This is a genomic window from Microcoleus sp. CZ3-B2 (assembly GCF_036705055.1).
In the GTDB taxonomy this organism is placed as follows: Bacteria; Cyanobacteriota; Cyanobacteriia; order Cyanobacteriales; family Microcoleaceae; genus Microcoleus.
On record NZ_JAUBTN010000053.1, the window covers coordinates 18,195 to 41,695 of the forward strand.

Consider the following 23,501-nt stretch of genomic DNA (forward strand, 5'->3'; position numbering starts at 1 on the left):
GTTTTGGCCCGCAGATTCGGTATAAAAACCCGGTTTCTTGGTCGGATTGCGATCGCGAACTGATTAAGTGCGATCGTACCAACTTTGCAGCGCCAAGCGGTGAACTTCCCGCCAACTAATATTTTTCACTCGCGCAATTTCCGCACAATCTTCGTATTCCGGCTGCACGTTAACAATCGTTTCTCCAGACTTCGCAACTTTGATCTTGACTTCACCGTATTCTGTTGTAACTGTCTGGATTTCTCGATCCAAAATCGTTCTTTGTTGAGTCGAGATTCTAATTCCCAGAGTAGTAGTCTCCCGAAACATCACAGCTTCGCAAGCATCCTGAAATTCGGGATGACAAATTGCAGTTAACAAAACCCCCAGCCGCGACTTTTTCATCACAACTGGTGCAGTAAAAACATCCAGAGCTCCGGCCGCAAATAAAGCATCAAAAACATAGCCGATCGCCTGCGGACTCAAATCATCAATTTGCGTTTCCAATACCGCAATAGTTTCTATGGAATTGGTAATCGGTAATTGGGAATCGGGAATGGGGAATTGGGAATTAGTAGCCGTCTTTCTCCCACTCTCCCACTCTCCCCCTCTCCCCCTCTCCCCCTCTTCCTTCTTCCCAATCCAGAGGCGCAAAATATTAGGAATTGCCAGATTGCGAGAACCCGCACCCAATCCGATCGCCTGAAGCTGCATCGGCGGCGGCGGGCCAAAAGCAGCAGCGAAAGTACAGGCGATCGCAGTTCCCGTAGGAGTGCACAATTCGCGATCGATCCCGTTGCTATAAACCGGCACTCGGTGCGTTTCCCACAACCGCATCACCGCAGGCGTGGGCACAGCTAACCTACCGTGGGCGGCCTTCACCGTACCCCCACCAGTCGGCATCGGCGAAAAGTAAAACTCGTCAATATCCAACCAATCCAAACCCAAACAAGTACCGACAATATCAATAATTGCATCCGTAGCCCCCACCTCGTGAAAGTGAACCTCGCTTGGGGGTATACCATGTACTGCAGCCTCTGCATCTGCCAATTTGCCAAATACGGCCAAACTCCAAGCTTCCACGCGCGGAGGCAATTTTGCAGAGACGATGATTTGCTCAATTTCTGGCAAATGGCGGTGATGACTGTGGCTAATTTCGGCATCTGCTTCGCCGTGACTGTGAGAATGTTCTTCCCCGTGATGGTGGTGGTGGCGGTTGTCGAAAGTTGGGGATTCAGTTTCCGAGGGATCGAGGGCGGAGTCAGCAGCCGGATTGTTTGATTTTAAGGGCAAATCGGCAGCTATATCGACATAAAATTTAGTTGCTTGTTGAGTATTCCGGTGGACTAATTGGGCCCGCAATTGGTACTCAGTCGAAATGCCGAGTAAGTTGAGTTTTTCGATTAGGTAGTCTAAGGGAACGCCCGCGTGGAGTAGGGCTCCGATACACATATCGCCAGCAATGCCGGTGGGACAGTCAAAATAAGCTATTTTATTCATTATTAGCAATTAATTTTCAACATTGATTGTTTTAGCACATTTGTCGATCGCCCACTTAGCCTACAAAATCTTAACATGGCAATTATTTACGGACTGCATCCAGTTGCACCCCAAAAAGACAGGATCGAAAAGATTGCAAAAGCTCTTAAAGATGGAGCAGTGATGCTTTATCCCACAGATACAGTTTACGCGATCGGCTGCGATCTCAACTCTAAATCAGCCGTAGAACGAGTCAGGCGGATCAAGCAACTATCCAACGATAAGCCTTTAACGTTCCTGTGTTCCTCACTGTCAAATATCACCGAGTATGCGAGTGTCACCGATGAAGCATATCGAATTATCAAGCGGTTAATCCCCGGCCCCTACACATTTGTGCTACCAGCTACCAAGTTAGTGCCCAAATTGGTAATGAGTCCAAAACGCAAAACCACAGGTATTCGCGTTCCCGACCACCCGCTTTGTTTTACACTTGTGGAAGCCTTGGGAAATCCAATTATTTCCACCTCCGCTCACATTACCACTGATGAAGAAGGTGCAGCACCAGCGCCGTCTATAAAAGAAGAAAGCTTTGGCAAAGCTGAACTTTTTGATTGTTTTTTAAAGTTAGTAGATATCATTGTCGATGATGATTCCGATCCCGGTTATCAAATTTCTACTATTCTCGATTTAACAGCAACCGAACCAACTGTTGTTCGTCGCGGCTTGGGATGGGAAGCAGCCGCTGCTTGGGTAAAAGATTAAAATTTGAGGGGGCGGCTTAAGTGCAAAAGTCGCACAAAACCCGCCCCAAATTTTTAACTCATCCACTCGTGTGATATCGTTTCCGATTGCATCGGTATTGTTCAAATATTCAAATATTCAAATGTCCAAACAGTCAACAGCCAACTGTTATTTCTGATTGCATTGATTTTGTCCAAATGTCCAAATATTTAAACAGTCAACAGTCAACAGTCAACAGTCAACAATTATTTCTTAATTCAACCGGAATTGATATCAAGCCTCAACCTTAACTCCTTTCCAAAAAGCAACATATCCGGCAATATTTTTAGCAGCATCTTTTGGAGTAGGATAGTACCAAGCAGCATCCTTATTCACTTCCCCGCCGACTTCCACACTGTAGTAACTAGCAACACCTTTCCAACCGCAAGTAGTGTGAGTGCTGCTATCCTTGAAATACTCGCGGTTGATTGCATCCGCCGGGAAATAATAGTTGTTGTCTACAACTTCGCACTTATCGCTTTCTGCCAAAACGGCACCATTCCAAATTGCTTTCGGCATCGGTTTCTCTGGTTAAATTTAGATTCTCAAATATTGTAACTGTATTTGTGCTCAAAAGACCTAGAATAGGGTAGAAGTCAACAACCAATTACTACAAATGTCAGGGTCGAATCCGCCAACATCTCTCGCGCCCTCATCCCTCGAACAATCCCTCAAACATTTTTTTGGCTATGACTCTTTCCGCACCGGGCAGCGGGAAATTGTCGAAGCTGCTTTACAAAAACGCGATATGATGATTGTCATGCCGACTGGCGGTGGCAAGTCTTTGTGTTTTCAATTACCGGCTTTGTTGAAACCGGGACTGACTGTGGTTGTTTCGCCGCTGATTGCTCTGATGCAAGACCAGGTGGAAGCTTTGCAGGATAATGGCATTGGGGCGACTTTTCTTAACAGCACTTTGAGCGCGATGGAAACCCGATCGCGCCAAACAGCAATTCTCGAAGGTAAAATTAAATTGCTGTACGTTGCGCCCGAAAGATTGTTGGGTGAAAGATTTTTGCCGTTTTTGGATATAGTAGCAGAAAAGTTAGGAATTTCGGCATTTGCGATCGACGAAGCCCACTGCGTTTCAGAATGGGGACACGACTTTCGACCAGAATACAGGCAAATGCAGCGAGTGCGCGATCGCTACCCAAACATCCCCATTATGGGACTCACCGCCACCGCCACCGAGCGCGTCCGTGAAGACATCATCCAGCAGCTAAATCTGCGAAATCCCTACATCCACGTCGCCAGCTTCAACCGCCCCAATTTATACTACGAAGTTCGCCCCAAAACCAAACACAGTTTTGCCCAAGTTTTGCAAATCATCCAAAAAAAAGGCGGTTCAGGAATCATCTACTGTCTCAGCCGCAAAAAAGTTGACGAAGTTGCCTACAAATTGCAACAAAGCGGCATCCAAGCTTTACCCTATCACGCCGGCATGAGCGATAGCGATCGCACAACCAACCAAACCCGCTTCATTCGCGACGACGTACAAGTAATGGTAGCAACAGTCGCCTTCGGTATGGGAATCAACAAACCCGACGTGCGATTTGTAATTCACCACGACTTACCCAAAAATCTCGAAGGATACTATCAAGAATCAGGCCGCGCAGGGCGAGACAACGAACCATCCCATTGCACCTTATTTTTTGGATTCGGCGATGTCAAAACCATCGAATACATCATCGAGCAAAAACCAGACGAACAAGAACAAAGAATAGCCCGCCAACAGTTACGGCGAGTAATTAACTATGCAGAATCCAGCGAGTGCCGCCGCACAGTCCAATTAAATTATTTTGGCGATTCATTTCCCGGCAATTGTGGCAATTGCGACAACTGTTGCAACAAAAAACCAGTTGAAGATTGGACAATAGAAGCAATGAAATTTCTTTCCTGCATCGCGAGATGCCAAGAGAAATTCGGCATGAATCATATTATCGACGTACTGCGCGGCTCAAAAAATCAAAAAATATTGCAATACCAGCACCAGCAACTTTCTACTTACGGCATTGGCAAAGACAGAAGTGCAGAGGATTGGAAAAGATTGAGCCGTTCGCTGATCAATCAAGGTTTATTAGACGAAAAAACCGACGGTTTTCCCATCTTAAAACTCAACGAAAAAAGTTGGGAAATCATGAAACGCCAGCGCACCGTTGAAATTGCCATAGAAGCACAGCGAGAAGTACAGGGAAGAGTGCGGTCTTTGGCTGTAGAAGTCGAAGGTTTATTTGCCATACTTCGCACGCTGCGAAAACAAATTGCCGACGAACAATTTGTGCCACCTTACGTAGTTTTTGCCGATAGAAGCTTGCGAGACATGGCAGAAAAACGCCCGCAAAATCTCACCGAATTTGAGGATGTTTACGGCGTTGGTAGCAATAAACGAAATAAGTACGGCAAGGTTTTTTTAGAGGCAATTCACACTTTTTGCAAAGAACAAGGATTGTCCACAGGTGCTGCACCTTCTGATGTGGTTAATCCTCCCAATCTTGCTAATGTTCCGTCTTATTCGCAGATGCAAACCTGGGAATTGCACAAGCAAGGTGTGACTGTAGAAGTTATCGCCGAAATGCGGGGGATGAGCCAGAATACTATTGCGGGACATTTGGTAGAATTGATGGATACGGGCCGGGAAGTTGATATAAATTTGTTGGTGGAATCGGAACGCCAGCAGGCTATTATACACGCTATTGAAGTTATTGGAGATGAACGGTTGAGAGCGATTTATGATTTTTTACAAGAATGTTATACGTTTGAGGAGATTAAGTTTGTGCGGGCTTGGTGGCGGCAAAATTATGTTAGTTTTTAACCGCAGATGTTGGCTGATGGACGCTGACAATTAATGGATTGGAGGGGGAAATGAGCATCAATAAAGTAGATTTTTTTATATTTTATGAGAGTGGCTTTTTGAACTAATCTATTTTTCTGATTTTGCCTTACTGGTTGGGGTGTCTGGTGTTGGCAAAATTGAAGTGTTTAAGGGAATTTTGAGGTTGACAAAAATAGCGAATGGTGTTTTGTTAAATGGCTGAGGGCGGGATATTACATTTTCGACAATTGATGAGGATGTGGAGTACAAATGGCAAGGGAAGTTTGAAACAAAAAGTGACGCTGAGGGGAATTGTCGGATCTAAAATCCGGCTGAGGGTTATAAAGTTGTGTTTTCTAGTAAGGGTTATGATGAGGCACAGTATTGGCTTTTAGAGGATGATTATGAAGCCGTGGAAGGGCGGCGCAGAGTGTCGGAGTTGGTTTGAATGATACGGTTCCCAGAGGTCGCGCTTTTTGACAATTTGGGATGTAAGGGCGATCGCTAAACTTATCAGGTAATTATGGTAATCTAAAAGTTAGGTAACTAGGACTGACAAGAATGGAGGAATGTGACAACACAATTTTTCTGTCCATATCTCGATAGTGAGGTTGAACTCACTGAAGAGCGAGAACTACATATTGTCGAGACACATCCCGATTTGCTACAATCTTATCAGGAAAGAATTGCTAAAACTCTAGCTGATCCAGATGAGGTTCGATGTGATTTACGTTTCGGCAATACTCTTCTATTTTCACAGCAGTCTGGTAAGGGTCGCAAGGGTAGGTATGTTGTAGTAGCTGTTGTGAATGATACAGATCCCACACAGCGCTATTGGATCGTGACAGCTTACTTAACAAAAAATGTTACCCAAGGAGAGATAATATGGCAGAAAAATTAACTTTTAAATACGATGCTATTGGGGATATTTTGTACGTCAATAAATGTTCACCTTATGCAGAGCAAGAATCGCAAGAACTAGACTATGGAATTGTAGCTCGTCTCAATCCTGACACGGAGGAAATTGAAAATCTGGAAGTTATGTTTTTCTCAAAGCGGTTGCGAGAAAATAATGTATTTGAATTACCAATTGTCGGTGATTTACACTTGAGTTATCAGACTTAAAAAAGACTGCGTTACGTAATTATTCTGCACTGTTTGCTACAATTATTTAAGTCAGCTCTCAGAACTGCCATGACTCAAGCTACCTCAATCACAACTGAATATCAAATAACTGTAAGTTCTCCAGTCTGGCAAAGAGTTGAGCAAATTGCCGGAGAATTTAACTTGTCGGTTTCTGAACTATTGGAACAGATAGGCGAAGGTCAACTGAAAGTTGTTGCGGTTCCAGCTAATTCGGACAAACTTAGCGATCGAGATATTGCAAATGCTTTCATCTGGTTAGCCGCGCAAACTGATGTAGCAATCAACGTCTACAAGCTACAAAAACTCGTGTATTACGCTCAAGCTTGGTATTTAGGAGTTTACGGCAAGCCACTCTTTGATGCAGATTTTCAAGCCTGGATTCACGGGCCGGTGATTCCCGATTTATTAGAGAAGTATCAACGCGAATTTAGTTGGGAACAAATTACAGAGAAAATCGAACAACCGAAACTTCCCCAAAAAATTGGGCAATTTATCGAAGAAGTTGCTGAGGCATATTTTGAGTATGATGATGAAACTTTGGAACGAATGATTTGCAGTGAAATGCCTTGGCTAGAAGCGAGAGGGGATTTGCCGAGAGACGAATCTTGTCATGCGATTATTTCTCAAGAATCGATGAGAAAATATTATTCGGGCCGTGTCAAAGAAGAAACCTCAGTCTAAAATTGATTATGGCCCAGGCTATCGGGTTTATTTTGGACAAGTAGGGTTAACAGTTGTGTAGCTGCTATGTGGCGGTGATAAAAGCACTCAAGAACAAGATATTAGCCCAGCTAAAAAATACTGGAGAGATTATGAAAGAACACAAAGTGCCAAGAACTAGAAGCTACCACGAATACTTGATTTCTTCTTTAAAAACCCCTGAAAGGGTTGCTAGCTATATCGAGGTTATGTTGGAATTAGAGTCAGAAAAACCAGAACCGGAATTACTGCGAGCAGGACTTAAAGATGTGGTGGATGCTTATTTACAGATGAATAAGTTATCGACAGAAGCTAAACTTATATATGAGAAGCTCGATCGGATGTTGTCTGAGAATGGGGGCGAGGAAATTTATGCTTTGATAACTCTACTAGATAAACTGGGGTTGCAGTTAGCTGTCGCAGTAAAATAGGTAATTAATCAAGGAGTTAGGATCGATGGCACTTGGAAATTAGGTGAAATAAGGAAGGACGATCGCTCTTTTTCATAAAATAGGGAGAGAAAGGGCGATCACGCTTTTGCAGAAAATAGGGAGAGAAAGGGCGATCACTCAACTTTTTTAAACTACACATCATTAATTGAGCAAATTCCGTCTTCTATCCATCTGTTTATTTCATCTCTTAAATAATCAATAATGTCGATCAAAAGTTGTTGCATAGCTCCATTATTTCCTATTAAGTCATCTTTTTTGTCATCCCATTCCTCTTCAAGAATGTCGTGTACAAATTTTGAGTATCTTGGATGACTCCCTTTATGGAACGTAACTGACAGAAGGAAACGGTTAATATCAGTGTCGTGATCCTTATGAAAAAGGTGGTGGTTTATTGCTGCACGTGTCAAACTGCTATTTGCCCATACGTCAACTGGTATAACATGGTGCGCGACAAATCCTTTTTCTTTACTAGAAAATTTAGATCCCCGAGCAAGTTCTAGTTTAGACTCGTCAATTATTCCACCAGCCATCGTAAGTATAACAAGTAGTTCTTCAAATGTAACATCTAACTGAAGTATTTCGCCATCCTTCTTTGCCTTTTTATTTTGTAGAAGCAGCTTTTTTGTAGAGGGATCAAACTTTCCCCAATAATCTCCTGGCTCAATATTCAAAGAGTTTACCAGTGGCGAGCTAGATTTGATCGTAATATTATGAAAGTATCTTTTCATTGACATTAAGACACCTCAACTCCAAGTAACACCAAGATCAACATTAAAAGTTCCTCTATCTCATTATCATTAAAAAGATTTCGGAGACGCTTGTCATACTTTGAACGGTCAAATTTACGAATCTTACGGATAACTTCTTGCTGCTGAGGTTTTAATTTACCTTGCTGTTCTAGTTGATCCAATTGTTCGCCAAATTCATTCAGTAGTTCTTGAAGTGTCAGATTTTGAAAATTACTTCTATATTTATCAGGATCAAATTTTACCGGTCTTCGTTTAGAAGTAAAATCAGGAAGATTTGGAAGTTTAACCCCTCCAAGTGCAAAAGCAAATGCAATTACCCAAAATACCACTCCAAATGCGATTTTAAAACACAATTTCAGTATAAACCAAAGTACCTCCCAGATTCCAGAAAGCACTTTTGAAGTATTTTCATTACGATCTTCAGAGGATGATTTTATTTTCCCCATATTACTGTTAATTTTCCTGCTTTAAATAATAAAGTTGACGGACGAGAATGTTTAGACTCAAAAATTAATACCTTTTGATATGATATCATCTAACTTTATTTTATTTAACTAGCAAATAGTATACTTTAGTAGCCATTTTTACCTCAAAACATATTGAATTAAGTAGGATTTAGTTGCTAAAGTATCAAACAGTAGGATAGAGTAGGGAAATCATAGGCAAAACCCCACCCCCTACTCGATATATGGACGTTCAAGAAGTTTTAGAATGCGCTGACAATCTTGTATTCACCAAAACGCAAAAACACCTAGACCATCTTCAAGAAGCTATATTGCGCGGTACTTGGCAACGCCAGAAATACCCTGAAATTGCCAAAAGCTGCCACCGTAGCGAAGCTCATGTCAAAAAAGTAGCCTCAAAATTATGGAAGCTTTTATCAGAAACATTAGGTGAAGACATCAATCAATCTAACTTTCGCCCAACTGTAGAGAGATGGCAATTCTCGAATTTCTCCATTACTGGGAATGGCTGTGTGCAGATAGGTAAAGTCTCCACAGATGGTTCCCTCTCTTTCACAGTCCCCGAACCAACACATAAAAACGAGGATATATCAAATAAACCAACAGAAAACGCTAAACTTACAGTATCTCAAGACTTATCCGACGCACCAGAACCCAACCTATTCTATAACCGCACATCCGAACTCACCACCCTCGAAAACTGGATTTTAGGCCGCACCCGCCTCATCACCATATACGGCTTATCCGGTATTGGCAAAACCGCCCTAACACTCCAACTAATCCCACAAATTCAACACGAATTCGATCGCATAATCTGGCGAAGTCTCCGCGACGCGCCACCGCTGGCTTCACTCCAAACCGACTTAATTAAATTCTGTTGGGGCGGTGCCACCGTGCCCGCGCCCTATCCCGAAGAAAGGGCAACCACAGGGAGATTACCCCTACTAGAATATTTACGATCGCACCGCTGTCTCCTAATCCTCGATGATATCCAAACCATCTTCAGCAGCCAACAACTCGCAGGAAATTACCAACCAGGCTATGAAAATTACGGCCCATTCTTCAAACAAATAGCAGAATTATCCCACAACAGTTGTTTAATCCTCCTGAGTTGGGAAAAGCCCAGAGAAATCGCCGCAGTAGAAGGTGAAAACCGCCCCTGCAAATCTCTGCAACTCAACGCTTTAGGCCCGGAAGCACAGGAAATATTCAGAGAAAAAGGATTAGCAGAACCGGAAAAATGGTCACAACTAATCGACCTTTACCGAGGCAATCCCTTATGGTTAAATATAATTGCCACATTAATTCAAGACTTGTTCGGCGGCAGCGTTTCCGAATTCCTCTCCTATGATACCCTATTTTTAGGTGACTTAGAATCACTATTGCAGCAGCAGTGCGATCGCCTAACCGCATCCGAACAACAAGTGATTTATTGGCTAGCAAGTGCGATCGAACCAGCAGACATCTCAAAAAAGCCAGACAACCTGCAACTATCACCGCCAGAACTCTTGAAAGTCATGCAATCTTTAGGACGACGGTCATTAGTTGAAACAGTCAAGCAAAACGGGCGATCGCACTTCACGATCGAACCAGCAATCAGAGAGTACATAACAAACAAGAAATGAAAATCGCCACCTGGAACGTCAACTCAATTCGCACCCGCATCGAACACGTTACTAACTGGTTGCAAACCAACCAAATAGACATTCTCTGCTTGCAAGAAACCAAAGTCACAGACAAAGACTTCCCCCTAGAGCCCTTCACCAACCTCGGCTACAACTGTTACATTTCCGGCCAAAAATCCTACAACGGCGTAGCTATTTTTAGCCGATCGCCCATGTCACAAATCAGCACCGGATTTTCCCCCCTTCTCGACACCGAAACCGTCGGCAGCTTCGACGAACAAAAACGCCTCATAGCCGGGGTTATCGACGATATTTGCATCATCTCAGTCTACGTTCCCAACGGTTCCGAAGTCGGTAGCGAGAAATATGAGTACAAACTGCATTGGCTCAAACTGCTGCAAGAATACCTCAAAATAGCACTAGACAAATCGCCCAACCTGTGCATTTGCGGCGACTTCAATATCGTACCGGACGATCGAGATATTCACAATCCCAAAGCTGCTGCAAACTCAGTTGGCCTATCAGTAGCCGAACGCCAAGCATTAACAGAAATCATCGAATTAGGATTAAACGACCCCTTCCGCAAATTCACCTCAGAAGGCGGCCATTATAGCTGGTGGGACTATCGCGCCGCCGCATTTCCCCGCAACAACGGTTGGAGAATCGACCACCATTATCTCAGCCATTCCCTGTACGAAAAAGCAAAAAACTGTACAATAGACATTGCTCCCAGAAAATTAATCAAACCCAGCGACCACACCCCCGTAATTGTCGAAATTTGAATTGTGAGTTATAAATAAGATTAAGGCAAAATAAACCCGGTTTCTACGATAAATCCTAGGTTTAACAACCAGAAATTTAAGAAACCGGGTTTATTTCTATAATCCTAAGCGATCCTTGGCAAAATAAACCCGGTTTCTACGATAAATCTTAGGTTTAGCAACTAGAAAATCAAGCAACCGAGTTTCTAAAACCCCTTGCAGAAAATTGCTCATTCCATCCGTTACATCCGTTACAAAATCCGCTGCCGAACTTCCTTCTCCCATAACAATAAACCCCAAAAAATTATGTTCTTAGTAACCGGAGCAACAGGCGCCCTAGGCCGCCGAATAGTACGAGAAATCAGACAGCAAGACAAGCCTGTCCGCGCCTTTGTTCGCCTCGCCTCTCGCTACTCGGAACTAGAAAATCGAGGAGCAGATATTTTTATCGGCGACTTGAAACAAGACAAAGATATTAAAAAAGCCTGCCAAGGAGTCCAGTACATCATCAGCACCCACGGCACCGGCGGCGACGTTCAAGCAGTACACTACCGCGCCAACATAGAACTTATCGACTGCGCCAAAGAAGCCGGAGTTGAGCATTTTGTCTTTATTTCTGTACTGGGAGTCGATCGCGGATACGAAGATTCCGCAGTATTCAAAGCCAAACGAGAAGTCGAAAAATACCTGCAAAACAGCGGATTAAACTATACCATTTTGCGGCCCGCCGGTTTTGCTTCCAGCCTGCTGCCACTCGCCGAAAGATTTCGAGAAACCGGACTTTACCTGCTGATTGGCGACGCCAAAAACCGCACCTCAGTTGTCAGTACCGACGACTTAGCAAAAATTGCCGTAAACTCGGCAACAGTCGAAGGCGCGCGCAACCAAATTTTAGCAGTCGGCGGCCCCGATGTTCTGAGCAGAGACGACATTGCCCGGATTTTCGGACGCTTGTTCAATCGTGAACCTGTGGTAATTAATCCCCCCTTGGTTGTGTTTGACGGCTTGCGAAATGTCTTGGGTTTGTTGAATCCTCAAGCTCAAAAAAGCTTAGGAACTTTGCGGGTATTGTTGGGTAACGAGTTTTTCTGCACTCCCGAAGAAGTGCAAAATTTGGAGTCTATCTACAACATGAGAATGGAATCCCTAGAAAGCTTTTTGCGGCGCAATTTAAGCGTTTAATATTTTCTAATTTTCTGGCTTTCTCGTTACCAGGCTCTGCCTGATAATGAATATCTAGAGGCTCTGTTTGGAAATTTGATCGTTTTGCTGGAGACCGATCCAGATGCTCTGCCGGGGTACCAATAAGCCATAGAATACCATTTTAAACGGACAGAGAAACAGGTTCAGCACCACCAATATATTTGGTAACTGCGATGGGTGGAGAACAAGGCTTAGCAATCAAAAAACCTTGAACAAAATCTGCTCCCCGCTGTCGCACCCACTCTAACTCCTCCACAGTTTCCACACCTTCAGCAACAGTTTTAATCTGTAATTGAGCGGCAACTTCTAACATTTTTTCAGTAATTAGTGCCTTATAAAAATCTTGATGAACGTTGCGAATTAATTGCATATCCAACTTTAGAAAATCCGGTCGCAACTGGTGCATCAAATTTAAATTAGAAGAACCGCTACCAAAATCGTCCAAGGCAATTAAAAATCCCGCTTCTCGGTAAAAACTCAGAATTTTAATCAAGTGATCCATATCGGGAGGGTGCTGAGATTCCGCTACTTCAAAAACAATATTGCTGTGAGGAATTCCCGATTCATCAATAGCCTGCACCGTCATTCGCAGGCACGTAGCGGGATCGTAAACAGCAGTCGGAGAGAAATTAATAAAAAGTAGTTCTTCGATCTCGTGTACCTTGGCTTCGCGAATAGCGCGTGTCCGGGCTAAAGCATCTAGTTGAAAAATTATACCTGCTGATTCAGCTTGACCAAAAATCCGACCTGGAGGAATTAAGTTTCCTTGCTCGTCAATACCTCGGAGTAGCGCTTCGTGGGCAAAAATCTTAGAAGTATCTGAGGTATAAACAATGGGCTGAAAATGTGTAGTAATGCGTTCTTCGTACAATAAATCTAACAGCCAATCAGAATTGCTGAAGTTAATAAAAGAGTCTAAGGAAGTGCTGCGATAAAAATCGCTAAATTGTGGCTGCTCAACTTCCCGCATCCACAAAACTTTTGTTTCTTTCAATTCTTGATTTGTCAACACCGAGGCTGCTAGGGCGCTAAAGTTTTCTTTTGCTATTCCCTCCAGGGTAATGTACAAACACTTGCTCTCCTCTAAAAGCTGGAATTCAAGTTTTGTCTCCCTCAGTGCAGAAATAACCTTGCTCAGCGTGTGCGACACTGGAAACCACAGGTATAAGCCTCCGCGACCCTCTATTTTTTGGGGTACTGTTTCGCAGCGAGAACAGGAGCCGAAGGCTTTGCCACTTCTTTGCACTAGAATATCCTCCGATTTTTGGATAAATTTCACAATTAATATAATATTGGTTACAATTGTAAGCCTATTCAGCTATTAATATATCTACCTCAAGGTGTAAATATTGATTAAGAAATCGTTAAGAATTACTCTGGCAGTGTTTTTACTTGCCTCTGGTTTCAAACCTTGGTAAAATTTCTCAGCATCGATCGAGTACATACAATCAAACACAGTCTCGAATCTCAACAAAGAGAGAATATTCAGACTTGCTCTCTACTGTCTACTGCTGCTCTGATTCTTGACACATTATTCTCTACATTGCTTGGCAAAAATAACCGTTACAGTTGATTTTTAGAGTCAAGAGGGATGAACAGCCCGATCGACAATTTCAGCTCACTACAAGTATAGACAGCCGGACGATCGCCCGAAACAAACTTACTGGCTGCAGAATATCAAATTTAATTTTAAAATCGGGATGACAGGATTTGAACCTGCGACCCCCTCGTCCCGAACGAGGTGCGCTACCAAGCTGCGCTACATCCCGAATTTAGTCACTATATTTTACGATATCACATTCAATTCCAAATTCACCAAGCTCGTATATAATGATTTGTAAAACACTACTCAGGCGGAGACAGGCGTGACAGTTAAGCCCCAGTGGTTGCGAGTTAAAGCCCCCCAGTGGGAGCGCGTCGGCAACGTCAAAGAAATTTTGCGGGATTTATCCCTGAATACGGTTTGCGAAGAGGCGTCGTGCCCCAACATTGGGGAATGCTTCAACGCGGGTACTGCGACATTTTTGATTATGGGCCCGGCTTGCACCCGCGCCTGTCCTTACTGCGATATCGATTTTGAGAAAAAGCCCCAAGCTTTAGATCCGACGGAACCCGAAAGATTGGCGCAAGCTGTGCAGCGGCTAAAACTGAATCACGTTGTGATTACTTCTGTAAACCGGGACGATTTGCCGGATGGGGGCGCGTCTGTGTTTGTCGAGTGCATTCAAGCGGTGCGATCGACAATGCCCGATACAACCATAGAAGTTTTGATTCCCGACTTGTGCGGCAATTGGCAAGCTTTAGAAATTATTCTCGCAGCCCGCCCCGATGTACTCAACCACAATACCGAAACTGTAAAGCGACTTTACCGGAAAGTGCGGCCGCAAGGAAAGTACGATCGCACGCTGGAACTTTTACAGCGCAGCCGCCAAATCGCACCGGGGGTTTACACCAAATCCGGCATCATGGTGGGACTGGGAGAAACAGACAGCGAAATTCGGGAGGCGATGCAGGACTTGCGGGCTGTCGGCTGCGATATTTTGACAGTTGGACAGTACCTGCAACCGACTCAAAAGCACTTGAATGTAGAAAGTTTTGTGCCGCCCGAACAGTTTGATGCTTGGAGAGAGTTTGGCGAATCTTTGGGATTCTTGCAAGTTGTTGCTTCTCCCTTAACTCGCAGTTCGTATCACGCCGAACAGGTGAGGGAATTGATGAAACTTTACCCGCGCTAGCAATTTAAACTCGCGGTGCACTGGCGATCGATCGGGCGCTAGCTCATATCATGTGCGATCGATTACCATCAAAAAAGGGTTTGTAGTGCGGACTAAATTCCGCAGTCTGAGAACAAACTGAAGTCCGCACGCGCGCTCCAAGAGTGCGTGCGGTTAATCTAGCGCACGCCGTATCAAACCCGATCGACCTCCGGTAACAGCAGGAACAACCAGCCCTTTCCGTCCAAGCGCGAGTGCAAAAAACTCGGTTTCCGATGCCGTTTCTCTTGGGTGAGGTTGAACCAGAAGCCACAGCCAACACCAAAATAATTATCGGCTGCTGTTTCCTCAAAAAAAGCGATTCCGGCAAAAAACCTCGATCGATCGAGTTTTTTCCTCAAATTATCAGTTTAAATCCTAAATTTTTGTCGGGAAACCCGGTTTTTTCGTCAGTCGCAACTCGGTATTGAAAATAAGATCAACTCTGAACCTCATATTCTGCAAGAGATTAAACTTCCATCCACAGCAGGTATTTAGTCGATCGCGCCGAGTTATATAAAGTTTTATTAAAAAAATCCTTAATTTTCCGAAGTGATCGGGAACCAGGTTATTGGTGATGAAGATTAACTTAACTTCTGACGAACGTCACTTGTTTTTAGCCTGTCACTATCTATACTAGCTATACAAACAAAGAAGTACAACGCACTTTTCTGGCCTTCAACCTGTTACATCAGAAAGTTCTTAGGGTTTTCCTGAATCTTTGTAAAAGAAGTGGGGCTGCCAAAGTTCGATCGAACAACAGCAAAAAAAGTCACGAAAGTTAGTAAAGAAACAAACAGCGGTGATGGTTCGTCTTAATAAAGCGGGCCTCATAATTATAAATAACCGCTAAGCGTAGCATCTTTTCACCCGGAGCAACTGAGAAAATCACTATGCCAGCCACCTCTTTTTACGCTGAAGCTGAATTCGACGAACAACTGCAAGTCAATCCATTGCAAGATGTAGATGTGTTGGATGAAGATGCTGAAGAAGCTGGGGACGAACTCATCGACCAACGCGCAGCAGAGATTGAGGATGCAGAGACAGCATCCAAATTGCAAAAAAATGCCAGCCGCCGCACTACGGATTTAGTGCGCCTTTACTTACAAGAAATCGGTCGCGTTCGTCTCTTAGGTAGAGACGAAGAAGTGTCAGAAGCTCAAAAAGTTCAGCGCTATATCAAACTACTGGAATTACGCAGTACCGTCGCCTCTCAGGAAGAAGGGCTAATTGGGCGCTTCGTTCATGTAATAGAGGTGCGCGATCGCCTGTCCGCACAGTTGGGACACAAGCCTTCCCTGGAACGCTGGGCATTAACAGCAGGTGTAGGCGACGTGCCAGAACTAAAACGAATTATGTCCGAAGGCAAGCGGCATTGGGCAGAATTAGCAGAGATGACTGTCGAGGAGATAGAAAGAATTCAAGCTGAAGGCATCGAAGCAAAAGACCACATGATTAAGGCGAACCTGCGCCTAGTTGTTTCGGTAGCGAAAAAATATCAAAATCGCGGTTTAGAGTTGCTAGATTTAATACAAGAAGGTACTCTCGGATTGGAGCGAGCCGTCGAAAAATTCGACCCGACGCGGGGCTATCGGTTTAGCACCTATGCCTACTGGTGGATTCGGCAGGGAATTACGCGGGCGATAGCTACTCAAAGCCGCACCATCCGCCTCCCCGTTCACATCACCGAAAAACTTAACAAAATCAAAAAAGCCCAGCGCAAAATTTCTCAAGAAAAAGGTCGGACAGCTACCATCGAAGATATCGCGATCGAGCTGGAAATGACACCATCCCAAGTCCGAGAAGTTTTGTTGCGAGTCCCGCGCTCTGTTTCTCTGGAAACTAAAGTGGGCAACGAAAAAGATACAGAATTGGGCGACTTGCTCGAAACCGACAGCATCTCCCCAGAAGAAATGCTGATGCGAGAAGCTCTGCACCGCGACTTGCAGCAACTTTTGGCAGATTTGACCAGCCGCGAACGAGATGTAATTCTGATGCGCTTTGGTTTGGGCGACGGACACCCCTACTCTCTGGCAGAAATCGGTCGTGCTCTCGACTTGTCCCGCGAGCGAGTCCGTCAAATAGAAGCTAAAGCGTTGCAAAAACTCCGTCAACCAAAGCGCCGCAACCGCGTCCGTGACTATCTGGAGTCTCTCAATTAAATTAATGGGCGTGCATCTACTGTCGGTTTCTGAATCTAGATAGAAGACGGAAAGCAGAAGTATTGATTTCTACTTCTCAAGGATTTCTATGTCTTCTGTCTGGGGCTTTCGGGCCTATTTGCCATCGAAAAATATCAAAAAATAAATTTTTTCCTCAACCTTTTTTCAATAAGCTCCGATATTTGCACAATATCTCGATCGTTGTGTATGATTGTCAATAGGCAGACTTTCTTGAGAGGGTCATAATGGCACTTTACACCGCGTCTTCATTCAAATCCGAACTCAATGACAAAGGCTGGCGGATGACTCCCCAACGGGAAACCATCTTGCACGTTTTTCAAAACCTCCCCAAAGGCAATCACCTGAGTGCCGAGGATTTGTACACTTTGTTAAAAAATCGCGGAGAAAACATTAGCTTGTCCACCATTTACCGAACTTTAAAGTTAATGGCAAGGATGAGCCTACTCCGGGAACTCGAACTAGCAGAAGGTCACAAACATTATGAAATAAATCAGCCTTATCCGCACCACCACCACCACTTAGTCTGCGTTCAGTGCAACAGAACGATCGAATTTAACAACGATTCGATTTTGAAAACAGGTATGAAGCAAGCTGAAAAGTCTGGATTGCACCTGCTAGACTGCCAGCTAACTATTCATACGGTGTGTCACGAAGCTTTGCGGATGGGATGGCCGTCTTTGGTTTCGAGCAATTGGTCTTGTCCGAAGTCGATCGCCGAAAACGGCCACAACGTTCTGGAGTCAATCGAGTGAAGGTACACTATTTTCGCGTTTCAAGTACAGATTGTTACAATAATTAACAAAAAAACGGCGCAAGTGCGATCGCAGTTACGCCGAAACCGGTTTTTTAAGGAAAATACATCATTTGACGAATGACTCGGAAGTTAGAAACCCGATTTGTTTGATGTAGCGCCCGCAAGTCCCTAAAAAGTTTGTCAACAAATCGTCACTGCTAACGCCGTAACTGCGCTGATCTCGATCGAGGGCATATCTCGTCTGAGCATCCAAAACTCCGCTGACGGAACCCCTGTAAAAGCCGAAGTCTTGCAGTCGCCTTTGTCAGTATTAAATGCTCGATCGACGAGAATTAACAGTGCTGCTAATCGGAACAGCAGGAACAGGCAACCTCCGAGCCAATCTGTTTTGAATTTCGGTCAAAGTTGCCGGAGTGGCAATACCCGTCGCCGGAGACAAATTGCGTTCCTGCTGAAACGACAGCACCGCCCATTCAGTCTCGGCTCCAAATACTCCGTTCATCGGGCCGGGATTTTTGCCAAGACTTCTGAGCGCTGATTGAAGCTGTAGCACCGCAGGCCCTCTATCACCCCGCCGGATACCCCTTGCGACTGGCTGCTGCGCCTTTGCTGCCTGCCTGTGGCCTAGTCGCAAAGCCGATCGAGTGCTGCGATCCACCCGACCAGTCCCGAACATCCCGCTATCTTTCTGAAACCGGATCAAAGCTATCTGAGTTGGTCGATCGAACCAACCGTGAATCTGGCTCCTGTAATAACCCAATTGTTGCAGCCGCCGCTGCACAAATTCAACTTCTCGGCCTGTGTCGCCCAACTCCAGAAAATCTCCAGCATTACTCTGCTCGTCATTTTCTCCAGGATATAAGGTAATTTGATTAGACCTCATCTCGGCATCGATAGCAGTCAAAGTTGCCGTGTCAGCGCAGCCGTCAGAAACCAAATTATAATCTTGCTGAAAACGAGTCACAGCGTAAAGAGTGCGCTCGCGAAACTTGCCGTCAACGTCGCCTTCAAAATAACCCAAAGCTTTTAACTGCCGCTGGATCAAGTCTACCGTCGCCCCTCTGTCCCCGAAGCGCAGCCCCTTGCAACCGCCATTTCCCGAAATATTCCCCCCAGGCGTAGCGGGCGGAATCGGCCCGATGGAGCCAAACAGCAAAGCTAAAGTTTGCCGGTCAGCAACTCCAGTCACCTGCAGCCCATTAATTCGCTGGAAATATCTCACCGCACGGACAGTAACTTCGCGAAAATTTCCTGTGGGATGAGCGTTGAAGTAGCCTAGCTGCTGCAACCTGCGCTGGAGGGCCGAAACCTCTGCACCGGTGTCTCCAAAACTGAGTTCGGTATAGCTATAGTTTGTATAAGTAGTTTTAAAAGGTCGATCGTCCTGGGCTAAACTGTTGAGAGCGATCGCCGTAGCTCGATCGGGCCGGCCAGTCAGCGACAATTGATAGTCTCGTTGAAAGTTAGTCAGAGCTTGTCTAGTTACCGGGCCTAGCTGACCGGTGGAAGATCGGGGAAAATAACCGAGATCCCGCAACCGGTCTTGAACAGAGCGCACATCTGGACTAACAGGATCTATTTGAGCAAAAGCCGAACCGGCCGCGCTCAAAACCGACAGCATCAAGGCCAGAGACAGCAAACGGACATAAGTATGAGTCGATCGGTTTTGCCACTTGGGCCCATCAACAATTTTCGACTCTGCGGGTGCTTCGCAAACAAGAGCAAGTTCGAGGTAGGCGAGGGATTCCATAAATTTTTACTGTTAAATTGTGGCTGTGGTGTACGAGCAAACTCAAACTGAGCTTTGGATTGCTCCGATTCTATCAAGACTGAGTTTTACCTGTTCGCGCGAAGCAACCCTGTTTGTCTAAAAAAATTGCCTTCAAAAATAATTACAGGTAACAACCAAGATAGCATCGCTGTTTGTACTGACGCGAGTGTCAGGCAAAAAGTTTGCAGCCACATCTTAACCTCGATCGCCAAAAATGATAAATTTTTGGGTCAGTCCTGACATACTGCCAAGAATACGGTTTATGCCTCTATCACCGATTGGATTGACAGCACAGGCGCGGTTAAGGTTCGTAGTGCTCTCCTTGCATACGCTCCATGAAAACAAACTAAAGTCCGCACTACGAAAAGTTTGTCTTGCGGTCATCGACCGGAAACGATGTTATGGGTATTTTTGACTAAATTTTTATTTTGGCTTGAGAAAAATATTATTTATTGAAGAATCGATCCAATATCCCACCCTTGCTGGTTGCAAATAGGGGTGGGATATTGGATCGAGTTTGATCTATTACAATCACAAAAACCAAATCAAAGGGACACAATATTATTGGTTAAATGTTCGTCTTAAAAATGGGACATTAACTTAAATTAAGCCGAACCGATCGCAAATCAAAGCTACTCCCGCCGCAAAAACAGTAATTGCCAAAGCTACCAGCGGGTTTTGGCCTCTGCTGACTGCAAAAGAAGTGACCACCCCAGCTCCTAATGCCGCAGTTACAGCAGCAGTCGCCAAATCTCGATCGGGACGTTTGTCGTACATATCTTTTATTTTTGGTAGCTATTAAGCTGAAAAGTTACCTCTTGGGATCAAAGCTATCACTGTTGCTTCTGCCTAGGTCACAAATCCCTCAGTTTCGCAACTAAGCTTAAAATTTTGCTAAGTTTCTTAACATACTCTAATTAATTAGATAGCTTTTACTTATACAAAGCCTGGTCTGGGGGTGGGATTTTTGGTTAAAAAACCTTTGCACTGCTTGGCTTTAATGTCCAATTGCTGATTTTGCTCGGACTCGCACCCACAGTCTCAGAGTCTCTGATTGCCATCCCAAATATTGCAAATAAAATTTACTTGACTTTTATCAATAAATGTGATATTAAATTTTAAAATCGGAGATTAAGATTAGACTTCTTGCGTAGATTTTCGCTCTCGGAAACCCCAGCTATCAGGCCGATCGACGCTTTCTTAAGGCTGGTAATTTCCCGATCGCGGATCAGGGTTGTCGTGCAGGACTTGAGATCGGCTATTGTCCTATTCACCTTCGACTTTTGCAGTATTGCCGCCCTTTACCCAACCTTCCCGATTGCCATCCTCAACCCGAATTCGCTGCCACTCTTTGTCCGGGGAATCTTCTAAAACTACGACTTTTTCGTTGTAACCGACACCGCCAATCCGGTTTGAGTCTCTGCTCCCACTGTCTCGGAGAATTAAGCCGATCGGCTGAGTCACTAAAGCTCGGTAAGCTCCCGGTTCTAAGGGTTTCGGAGACTGCTCATCGCTAGATGTAGAAACAGGGCTAGCTTGCGCTGTAGACTTGGGTTTTGCGCCGGCAACCTGAACTGCTGTTTTGTCGTTGGAAAACATCGGTTTTTCGGGCACAGTAGTTAGCTTAGCGGCAAAGTAAAGTGCAGCCGCCACGCTAGCGCCTGCCATGAGGACGATCGCTAGCAGAAAACCCACTAAAAACTTGAAAACGCTATATATACTGTTCATATGAAAAAGGAAGAAGGAAGAAGGAAGAAGGAAGAAGTCATTAGTCAGTAGTCAGTAGTCAGTAGTCAGTAGTCAGTAGTCATCAGGAAGACGGAATCGGGAATCGGGAATCGGGAATCGGGAATGGAGGAGTCTGGAATGGAGGAATCGGGAATGGGCGGGATAGACTTTGGGAGCTAAGTTTTAGCTGCGGGTAAATGCCGAATACTGACTATCTGCACAATGTCTTCGAGCGACTATCCCTGAATCCGGCGGCTCAGACTGCCGTATCTAGAAGCAAGGCGAGCTTTCCCAGCAGCGGCCCAATCTTGTAAAAATTGGATTTGCTCGCTCGCCGTTCTGGCTAAGGGTACCATCTGACTGGCTGATTCTAAAATATCATCTGTGGTAAAGTCTCGATTTTGGCTAAACCCAATGTGCATGGCTTCAATCAAAGTTTGCTCGATTTCGGCACCCGAAAAATCGGGAGTTTCGTAAGCCAAGCGCTCTAAGTCGTAATTTTTGATACTGTGCGATCGCAACCGCAATAAATGTACCTCAAAAATTGCCCGCCGTTCCTCCTGACTGGGCAAACCTACAAAAAATATTTCGTCAAACCTGCCTTTTCTGAGCATTTCCGGCGGCAAAGACTGGATGTTGTTCGCCGTAGCGACTACAAAAACCGGTGAAGTTTTTTCTGCCAGCCAAGTAATAAAAGTCCCGAACACGCGGCTGGTTGTCCCGGAATCGCCTTTACCGTCCAATCCCGAAAAAGCTTTATCAATCTCATCAATCCACAGCACGCAAGGGGCCAAGGCTTCCGCTAGCTGAATCATTTGTCTGGTGCGCGATTCCGATTCGCCGACTAATCCGGCAAATAAGCGCCCGACATCCAATCGCAGCAAGGGTAAATGCCAGTGGTGGGCGATCGCCTTTGCAGTTAAGGATTTGCCTGTTCCTTGAATTCCGACTAACAACAGGCCTCTGGGATGCGGCAAACCGTATTGGCGGGCTCGTTCGGAAAAAGCACCGCCGCGCCGCAGCAGCCATTCTTTGAGATTGTCCAAACCGCCGATATCGGAGATGTTTTCGCGGGCTGGGTAAAAATCGAGAATTTGAGTTTGGCGGATTGTTTGGCGCTTTTCTTCTAAAATCAGTTCCGCGTCGTCTGGGTGCAGTTCGCCTCTGGTGGCGATCGCCTTTGCCAAAACTCGCCGGATTCGTTCGATCGACAGACCTTGACAGGAGCGCACTGTTTCGTCCAGCAAACGCCCTTCTATGGCTTGTCCGGTAGACCCTAACAGTCTTTCCACCTCAATTTTTATTTCCGCCGCCGCAGGCAGGGGAAACTCCAAAACTGTGATTACTTCGCTGAGGTCTTCGGGGATCGAAGTTATTGGAGAGACGATGACAATATTTTTGGGCATCGATTTGAGGAGTTTCGCCAAATTCCGCAGCTTGCGGGAAATTGAAACATCTTCTAAAAACCGCTGAAAGTCTCGCAAAATAAAGATGGCCGGCGCGGATGCGGGCAATTTTTCGAGAAATTCTAAAGCTTGCAGCGGGTTGCGCTTGCCAAAACCGGCATCGTTGGGATTTCCTTGGTAGCCGTCAACAAAATCCCAGATGTAGACTGCACGAGAACCCTGTTTTTTGGCGCATTGGGCGATCGCTGCTTCGACGCGCTCTTCTTCCCGTGTGGGAATGTAAATTAGGGGGTAGCGCGATCGTAGCAGCAGTTCAAACTCGTCGCTAAAAATAGTCATTAGTTATTAGTTATTTGTTATTTGTTATTTGTTATTTGTTATTTGTTATTTGTTGTCCGGTAGATTGACCTAGTAAAATTGGAGTTGTGTGGACTTTAGAATACAAAACAATGCGGAATAAAGTCCACACTACGAACCGTTTTTGTTATTGTAATCGACCGGGTACGATATCATTAGTCATTGGTGGCTAGTTGGTGTTATTTTTTTGAACTCGTTATTCCACAGTTCTTAGTGGTTAGCTAGGGAAGCATTTGTTTCGGAGAGTAAAAATATTTTTTGTTTGAGTGCGAGCTAGGACGATCGCACTCACGTGTAAAAGCAAAACTCAAATCCTTCATTAGCTAATGACTAATGACTAATGACTAATGACTAATGACTAATGACTAATGACTAATGACTAATGACTAATGACTAATGA

At 44.8% G+C, this 23,501-nt stretch carries 24 protein-coding genes, 1 tRNA gene and 2 pseudogenes; 13 read left to right on the forward strand and 14 right to left on the reverse strand.

Annotated features, from left to right (window positions below):
- Positions 1-63: 63 nt before the first annotated feature.
- A complete protein-coding gene (gene larC / locus QUA97_RS20905; protein ID WP_194067463.1) occupies positions 64-1,479 on the reverse strand; it encodes a nickel pincer cofactor biosynthesis protein LarC in 1,416 nt (471 codons plus the stop codon).
- Between the two features lie 75 nt (positions 1,480-1,554).
- On the opposite strand from larC, the gene QUA97_RS20910 reads away from it, so the two are divergent.
- A complete protein-coding gene (locus QUA97_RS20910; protein ID WP_333195803.1) occupies positions 1,555-2,220 on the forward strand; it encodes an L-threonylcarbamoyladenylate synthase in 666 nt (221 codons plus the stop codon).
- 252 nt (positions 2,221-2,472) lie between these two features.
- Here the strand turns inward: QUA97_RS20910 and QUA97_RS20915 are convergent, their stop codons facing one another.
- Positions 2,473-2,757, reverse strand: coding sequence for a DUF427 domain-containing protein (locus QUA97_RS20915; RefSeq protein ID WP_194012269.1), 285 nt, complete (start codon positions 2,755-2,757; stop codon positions 2,473-2,475).
- A gap of 97 nt (positions 2,758-2,854) precedes the next feature.
- Here QUA97_RS20915 and recQ point away from each other — a divergent pair, with 97 nt between their 5' ends.
- The 6 genes and pseudogenes from recQ to QUA97_RS20940 all read left to right on the forward strand — a co-directional run bounded on the left by recQ (position 2,855) and on the right by QUA97_RS20940 (position 7,326).
- Complete coding sequence (gene recQ, locus QUA97_RS20920; RefSeq protein WP_333195805.1) at positions 2,855-5,050, forward strand: DNA helicase RecQ; 2,196 nt, start codon at positions 2,855-2,857, stop codon at positions 5,048-5,050.
- A 571-nt stretch (positions 5,051-5,621) separates the two neighbouring features.
- Positions 5,622-5,951: a hypothetical protein gene (locus tag QUA97_RS20925; RefSeq protein WP_194063715.1), complete on the forward strand. Its 330-nt coding sequence runs from the start codon at positions 5,622-5,624 to the stop codon at positions 5,949-5,951.
- Entirely contained in the window at positions 5,936-6,175 is a 240-nt protein-coding gene (locus QUA97_RS20930; protein WP_194063716.1) for a DUF2283 domain-containing protein, read from the forward strand. Before QUA97_RS20925 ends, QUA97_RS20930 begins: the two co-directional genes overlap by 16 nt.
- 69 nt (positions 6,176-6,244) lie before the next feature.
- A complete protein-coding gene (locus QUA97_RS20935) occupies positions 6,245-6,877 on the forward strand; it encodes a Panacea domain-containing protein (RefSeq protein ID WP_333195808.1) in 633 nt (210 codons plus the stop codon).
- Positions 6,876-7,037: pseudogene (locus QUA97_RS28360) on the forward strand (type II toxin-antitoxin system RelE/ParE family toxin); the annotation flags it as partial. The gene QUA97_RS20935 and the pseudogene QUA97_RS28360, both read left to right, overlap by 2 nt.
- Positions 7,009-7,326, forward strand: coding sequence for a helix-turn-helix domain-containing transcriptional regulator (locus QUA97_RS20940; protein WP_333195810.1), 318 nt, complete (start codon positions 7,009-7,011; stop codon positions 7,324-7,326). The pseudogene QUA97_RS28360 and the gene QUA97_RS20940, both read left to right, overlap by 29 nt.
- A 152-nt stretch (positions 7,327-7,478) precedes the next feature.
- On the opposite strand, the gene QUA97_RS20945 is transcribed toward QUA97_RS20940, so the two are convergent.
- Both QUA97_RS20945 and QUA97_RS20950 read right to left on the reverse strand, forming a co-directional pair.
- Positions 7,479-8,018, reverse strand: coding sequence for an AHH domain-containing protein (locus QUA97_RS20945; protein ID WP_333146980.1), 540 nt, complete (start codon positions 8,016-8,018; stop codon positions 7,479-7,481).
- 62 nt (positions 8,019-8,080) lie between these two features.
- Positions 8,081-8,542, reverse strand: a complete 462-nt coding sequence (locus QUA97_RS20950) for a hypothetical protein (protein WP_333195812.1) — start codon at positions 8,540-8,542, stop codon at positions 8,081-8,083.
- Positions 8,543-8,784: 242 nt separating this feature from the next.
- On the opposite strand from QUA97_RS20950, the gene QUA97_RS20955 reads away from it, so the two are divergent.
- Together QUA97_RS20955 and xth are read left to right on the forward strand one after the other, a co-directional pair.
- Complete coding sequence (locus tag QUA97_RS20955; RefSeq protein ID WP_333195814.1) at positions 8,785-10,185, forward strand: NB-ARC domain-containing protein; 1,401 nt, start codon at positions 8,785-8,787, stop codon at positions 10,183-10,185.
- Positions 10,182-10,967 carry an exodeoxyribonuclease III gene (gene xth / locus QUA97_RS20960; RefSeq protein WP_194067471.1) on the forward strand — a complete coding sequence of 262 codons (786 nt, stop codon included), beginning with the start codon at positions 10,182-10,184 and terminating at the stop codon, positions 10,965-10,967. The genes QUA97_RS20955 and xth overlap by 4 nt, the downstream gene beginning before the upstream one ends.
- Positions 10,968-11,063: 96 nt before the next feature.
- On the opposite strand, the gene QUA97_RS20965 is transcribed toward xth, so the two are convergent.
- Positions 11,064-11,246: a hypothetical protein gene (locus QUA97_RS20965; RefSeq protein WP_333195817.1), complete on the reverse strand. Its 183-nt coding sequence runs from the start codon at positions 11,244-11,246 to the stop codon at positions 11,064-11,066.
- Between the two features lie 6 nt (positions 11,247-11,252).
- On the opposite strand from QUA97_RS20965, the gene QUA97_RS20970 reads away from it, so the two are divergent.
- Positions 11,253-12,128 carry an SDR family oxidoreductase gene (locus QUA97_RS20970; protein ID WP_194067473.1) on the forward strand — a complete coding sequence of 292 codons (876 nt, stop codon included), beginning with the start codon at positions 11,253-11,255 and terminating at the stop codon, positions 12,126-12,128.
- 142 nt (positions 12,129-12,270) lie between these two features.
- On the opposite strand, the gene QUA97_RS20975 is transcribed toward QUA97_RS20970, so the two are convergent.
- Positions 12,271-13,428: an EAL domain-containing protein gene (locus tag QUA97_RS20975; RefSeq protein ID WP_333195820.1), complete on the reverse strand. Its 1,158-nt coding sequence runs from the start codon at positions 13,426-13,428 to the stop codon at positions 12,271-12,273.
- A gap of 416 nt (positions 13,429-13,844) precedes the next feature.
- Positions 13,845-13,918 (reverse strand) — tRNA-Pro (locus QUA97_RS20980).
- A 93-nt stretch (positions 13,919-14,011) separates the two neighbouring features.
- On the opposite strand from QUA97_RS20980, the pseudogene lipA reads away from it, so the two are divergent.
- Positions 14,012-14,884, forward strand: a pseudogene (gene lipA / locus QUA97_RS20985) (lipoyl synthase); the annotation flags it as partial.
- A gap of 173 nt (positions 14,885-15,057) precedes the next feature.
- On the opposite strand, the gene QUA97_RS20990 reads toward lipA, so the two are convergent.
- Complete coding sequence (locus tag QUA97_RS20990) at positions 15,058-15,264, reverse strand: hypothetical protein (protein ID WP_194067475.1); 207 nt, start codon at positions 15,262-15,264, stop codon at positions 15,058-15,060.
- 531 nt (positions 15,265-15,795) lie between these two features.
- Here QUA97_RS20990 and sigC point away from each other — a divergent pair.
- Complete coding sequence (gene sigC / locus QUA97_RS20995) at positions 15,796-17,064, forward strand: RNA polymerase sigma factor SigC (RefSeq protein WP_194067476.1); 1,269 nt, start codon at positions 15,796-15,798, stop codon at positions 17,062-17,064.
- Between the two features lie 245 nt (positions 17,065-17,309).
- The gene (locus QUA97_RS21000) at positions 17,310-17,837 is read left to right on the forward strand and encodes a transcriptional repressor (protein WP_194010916.1); all 528 of its coding nucleotides are present in this window, start codon (positions 17,310-17,312) and stop codon (positions 17,835-17,837) included.
- A 108-nt stretch (positions 17,838-17,945) separates the two neighbouring features.
- Here QUA97_RS21000 and QUA97_RS28365 read toward each other — a convergent pair whose 3' ends face one another.
- From QUA97_RS28365 to QUA97_RS21025, 6 genes are all read right to left on the reverse strand, one after another.
- Positions 17,946-18,134 (reverse strand): hypothetical protein, encoded by a 189-nt coding sequence (locus tag QUA97_RS28365; protein WP_370589093.1) that lies wholly within the window; start codon positions 18,132-18,134, stop codon positions 17,946-17,948.
- Positions 18,135-18,149: 15 nt separating this feature from the next.
- Complete coding sequence (locus QUA97_RS21005; RefSeq protein ID WP_333195823.1) at positions 18,150-19,589, reverse strand: peptidoglycan-binding domain-containing protein; 1,440 nt, start codon at positions 19,587-19,589, stop codon at positions 18,150-18,152.
- 621 nt (positions 19,590-20,210) lie between these two features.
- Positions 20,211-20,387 (reverse strand): hypothetical protein, encoded by a 177-nt coding sequence (locus QUA97_RS21010; protein ID WP_194010918.1) that lies wholly within the window; start codon positions 20,385-20,387, stop codon positions 20,211-20,213.
- Between the two features lie 341 nt (positions 20,388-20,728).
- Complete coding sequence (locus QUA97_RS21015; RefSeq protein WP_333195825.1) at positions 20,729-20,884, reverse strand: hypothetical protein; 156 nt, start codon at positions 20,882-20,884, stop codon at positions 20,729-20,731.
- Positions 20,877-21,338 (reverse strand): SH3 domain-containing protein, encoded by a 462-nt coding sequence (locus QUA97_RS21020; RefSeq protein WP_194067479.1) that lies wholly within the window; start codon positions 21,336-21,338, stop codon positions 20,877-20,879. Before QUA97_RS21020 ends, QUA97_RS21015 begins: the two co-directional genes overlap by 8 nt.
- Before the next feature lie 236 nt (positions 21,339-21,574).
- Positions 21,575-23,083: an AAA family ATPase gene (locus QUA97_RS21025; protein WP_194067480.1), complete on the reverse strand. Its 1,509-nt coding sequence runs from the start codon at positions 23,081-23,083 to the stop codon at positions 21,575-21,577.
- Between the last annotated feature and the right edge of the window lie 418 nt (positions 23,084-23,501).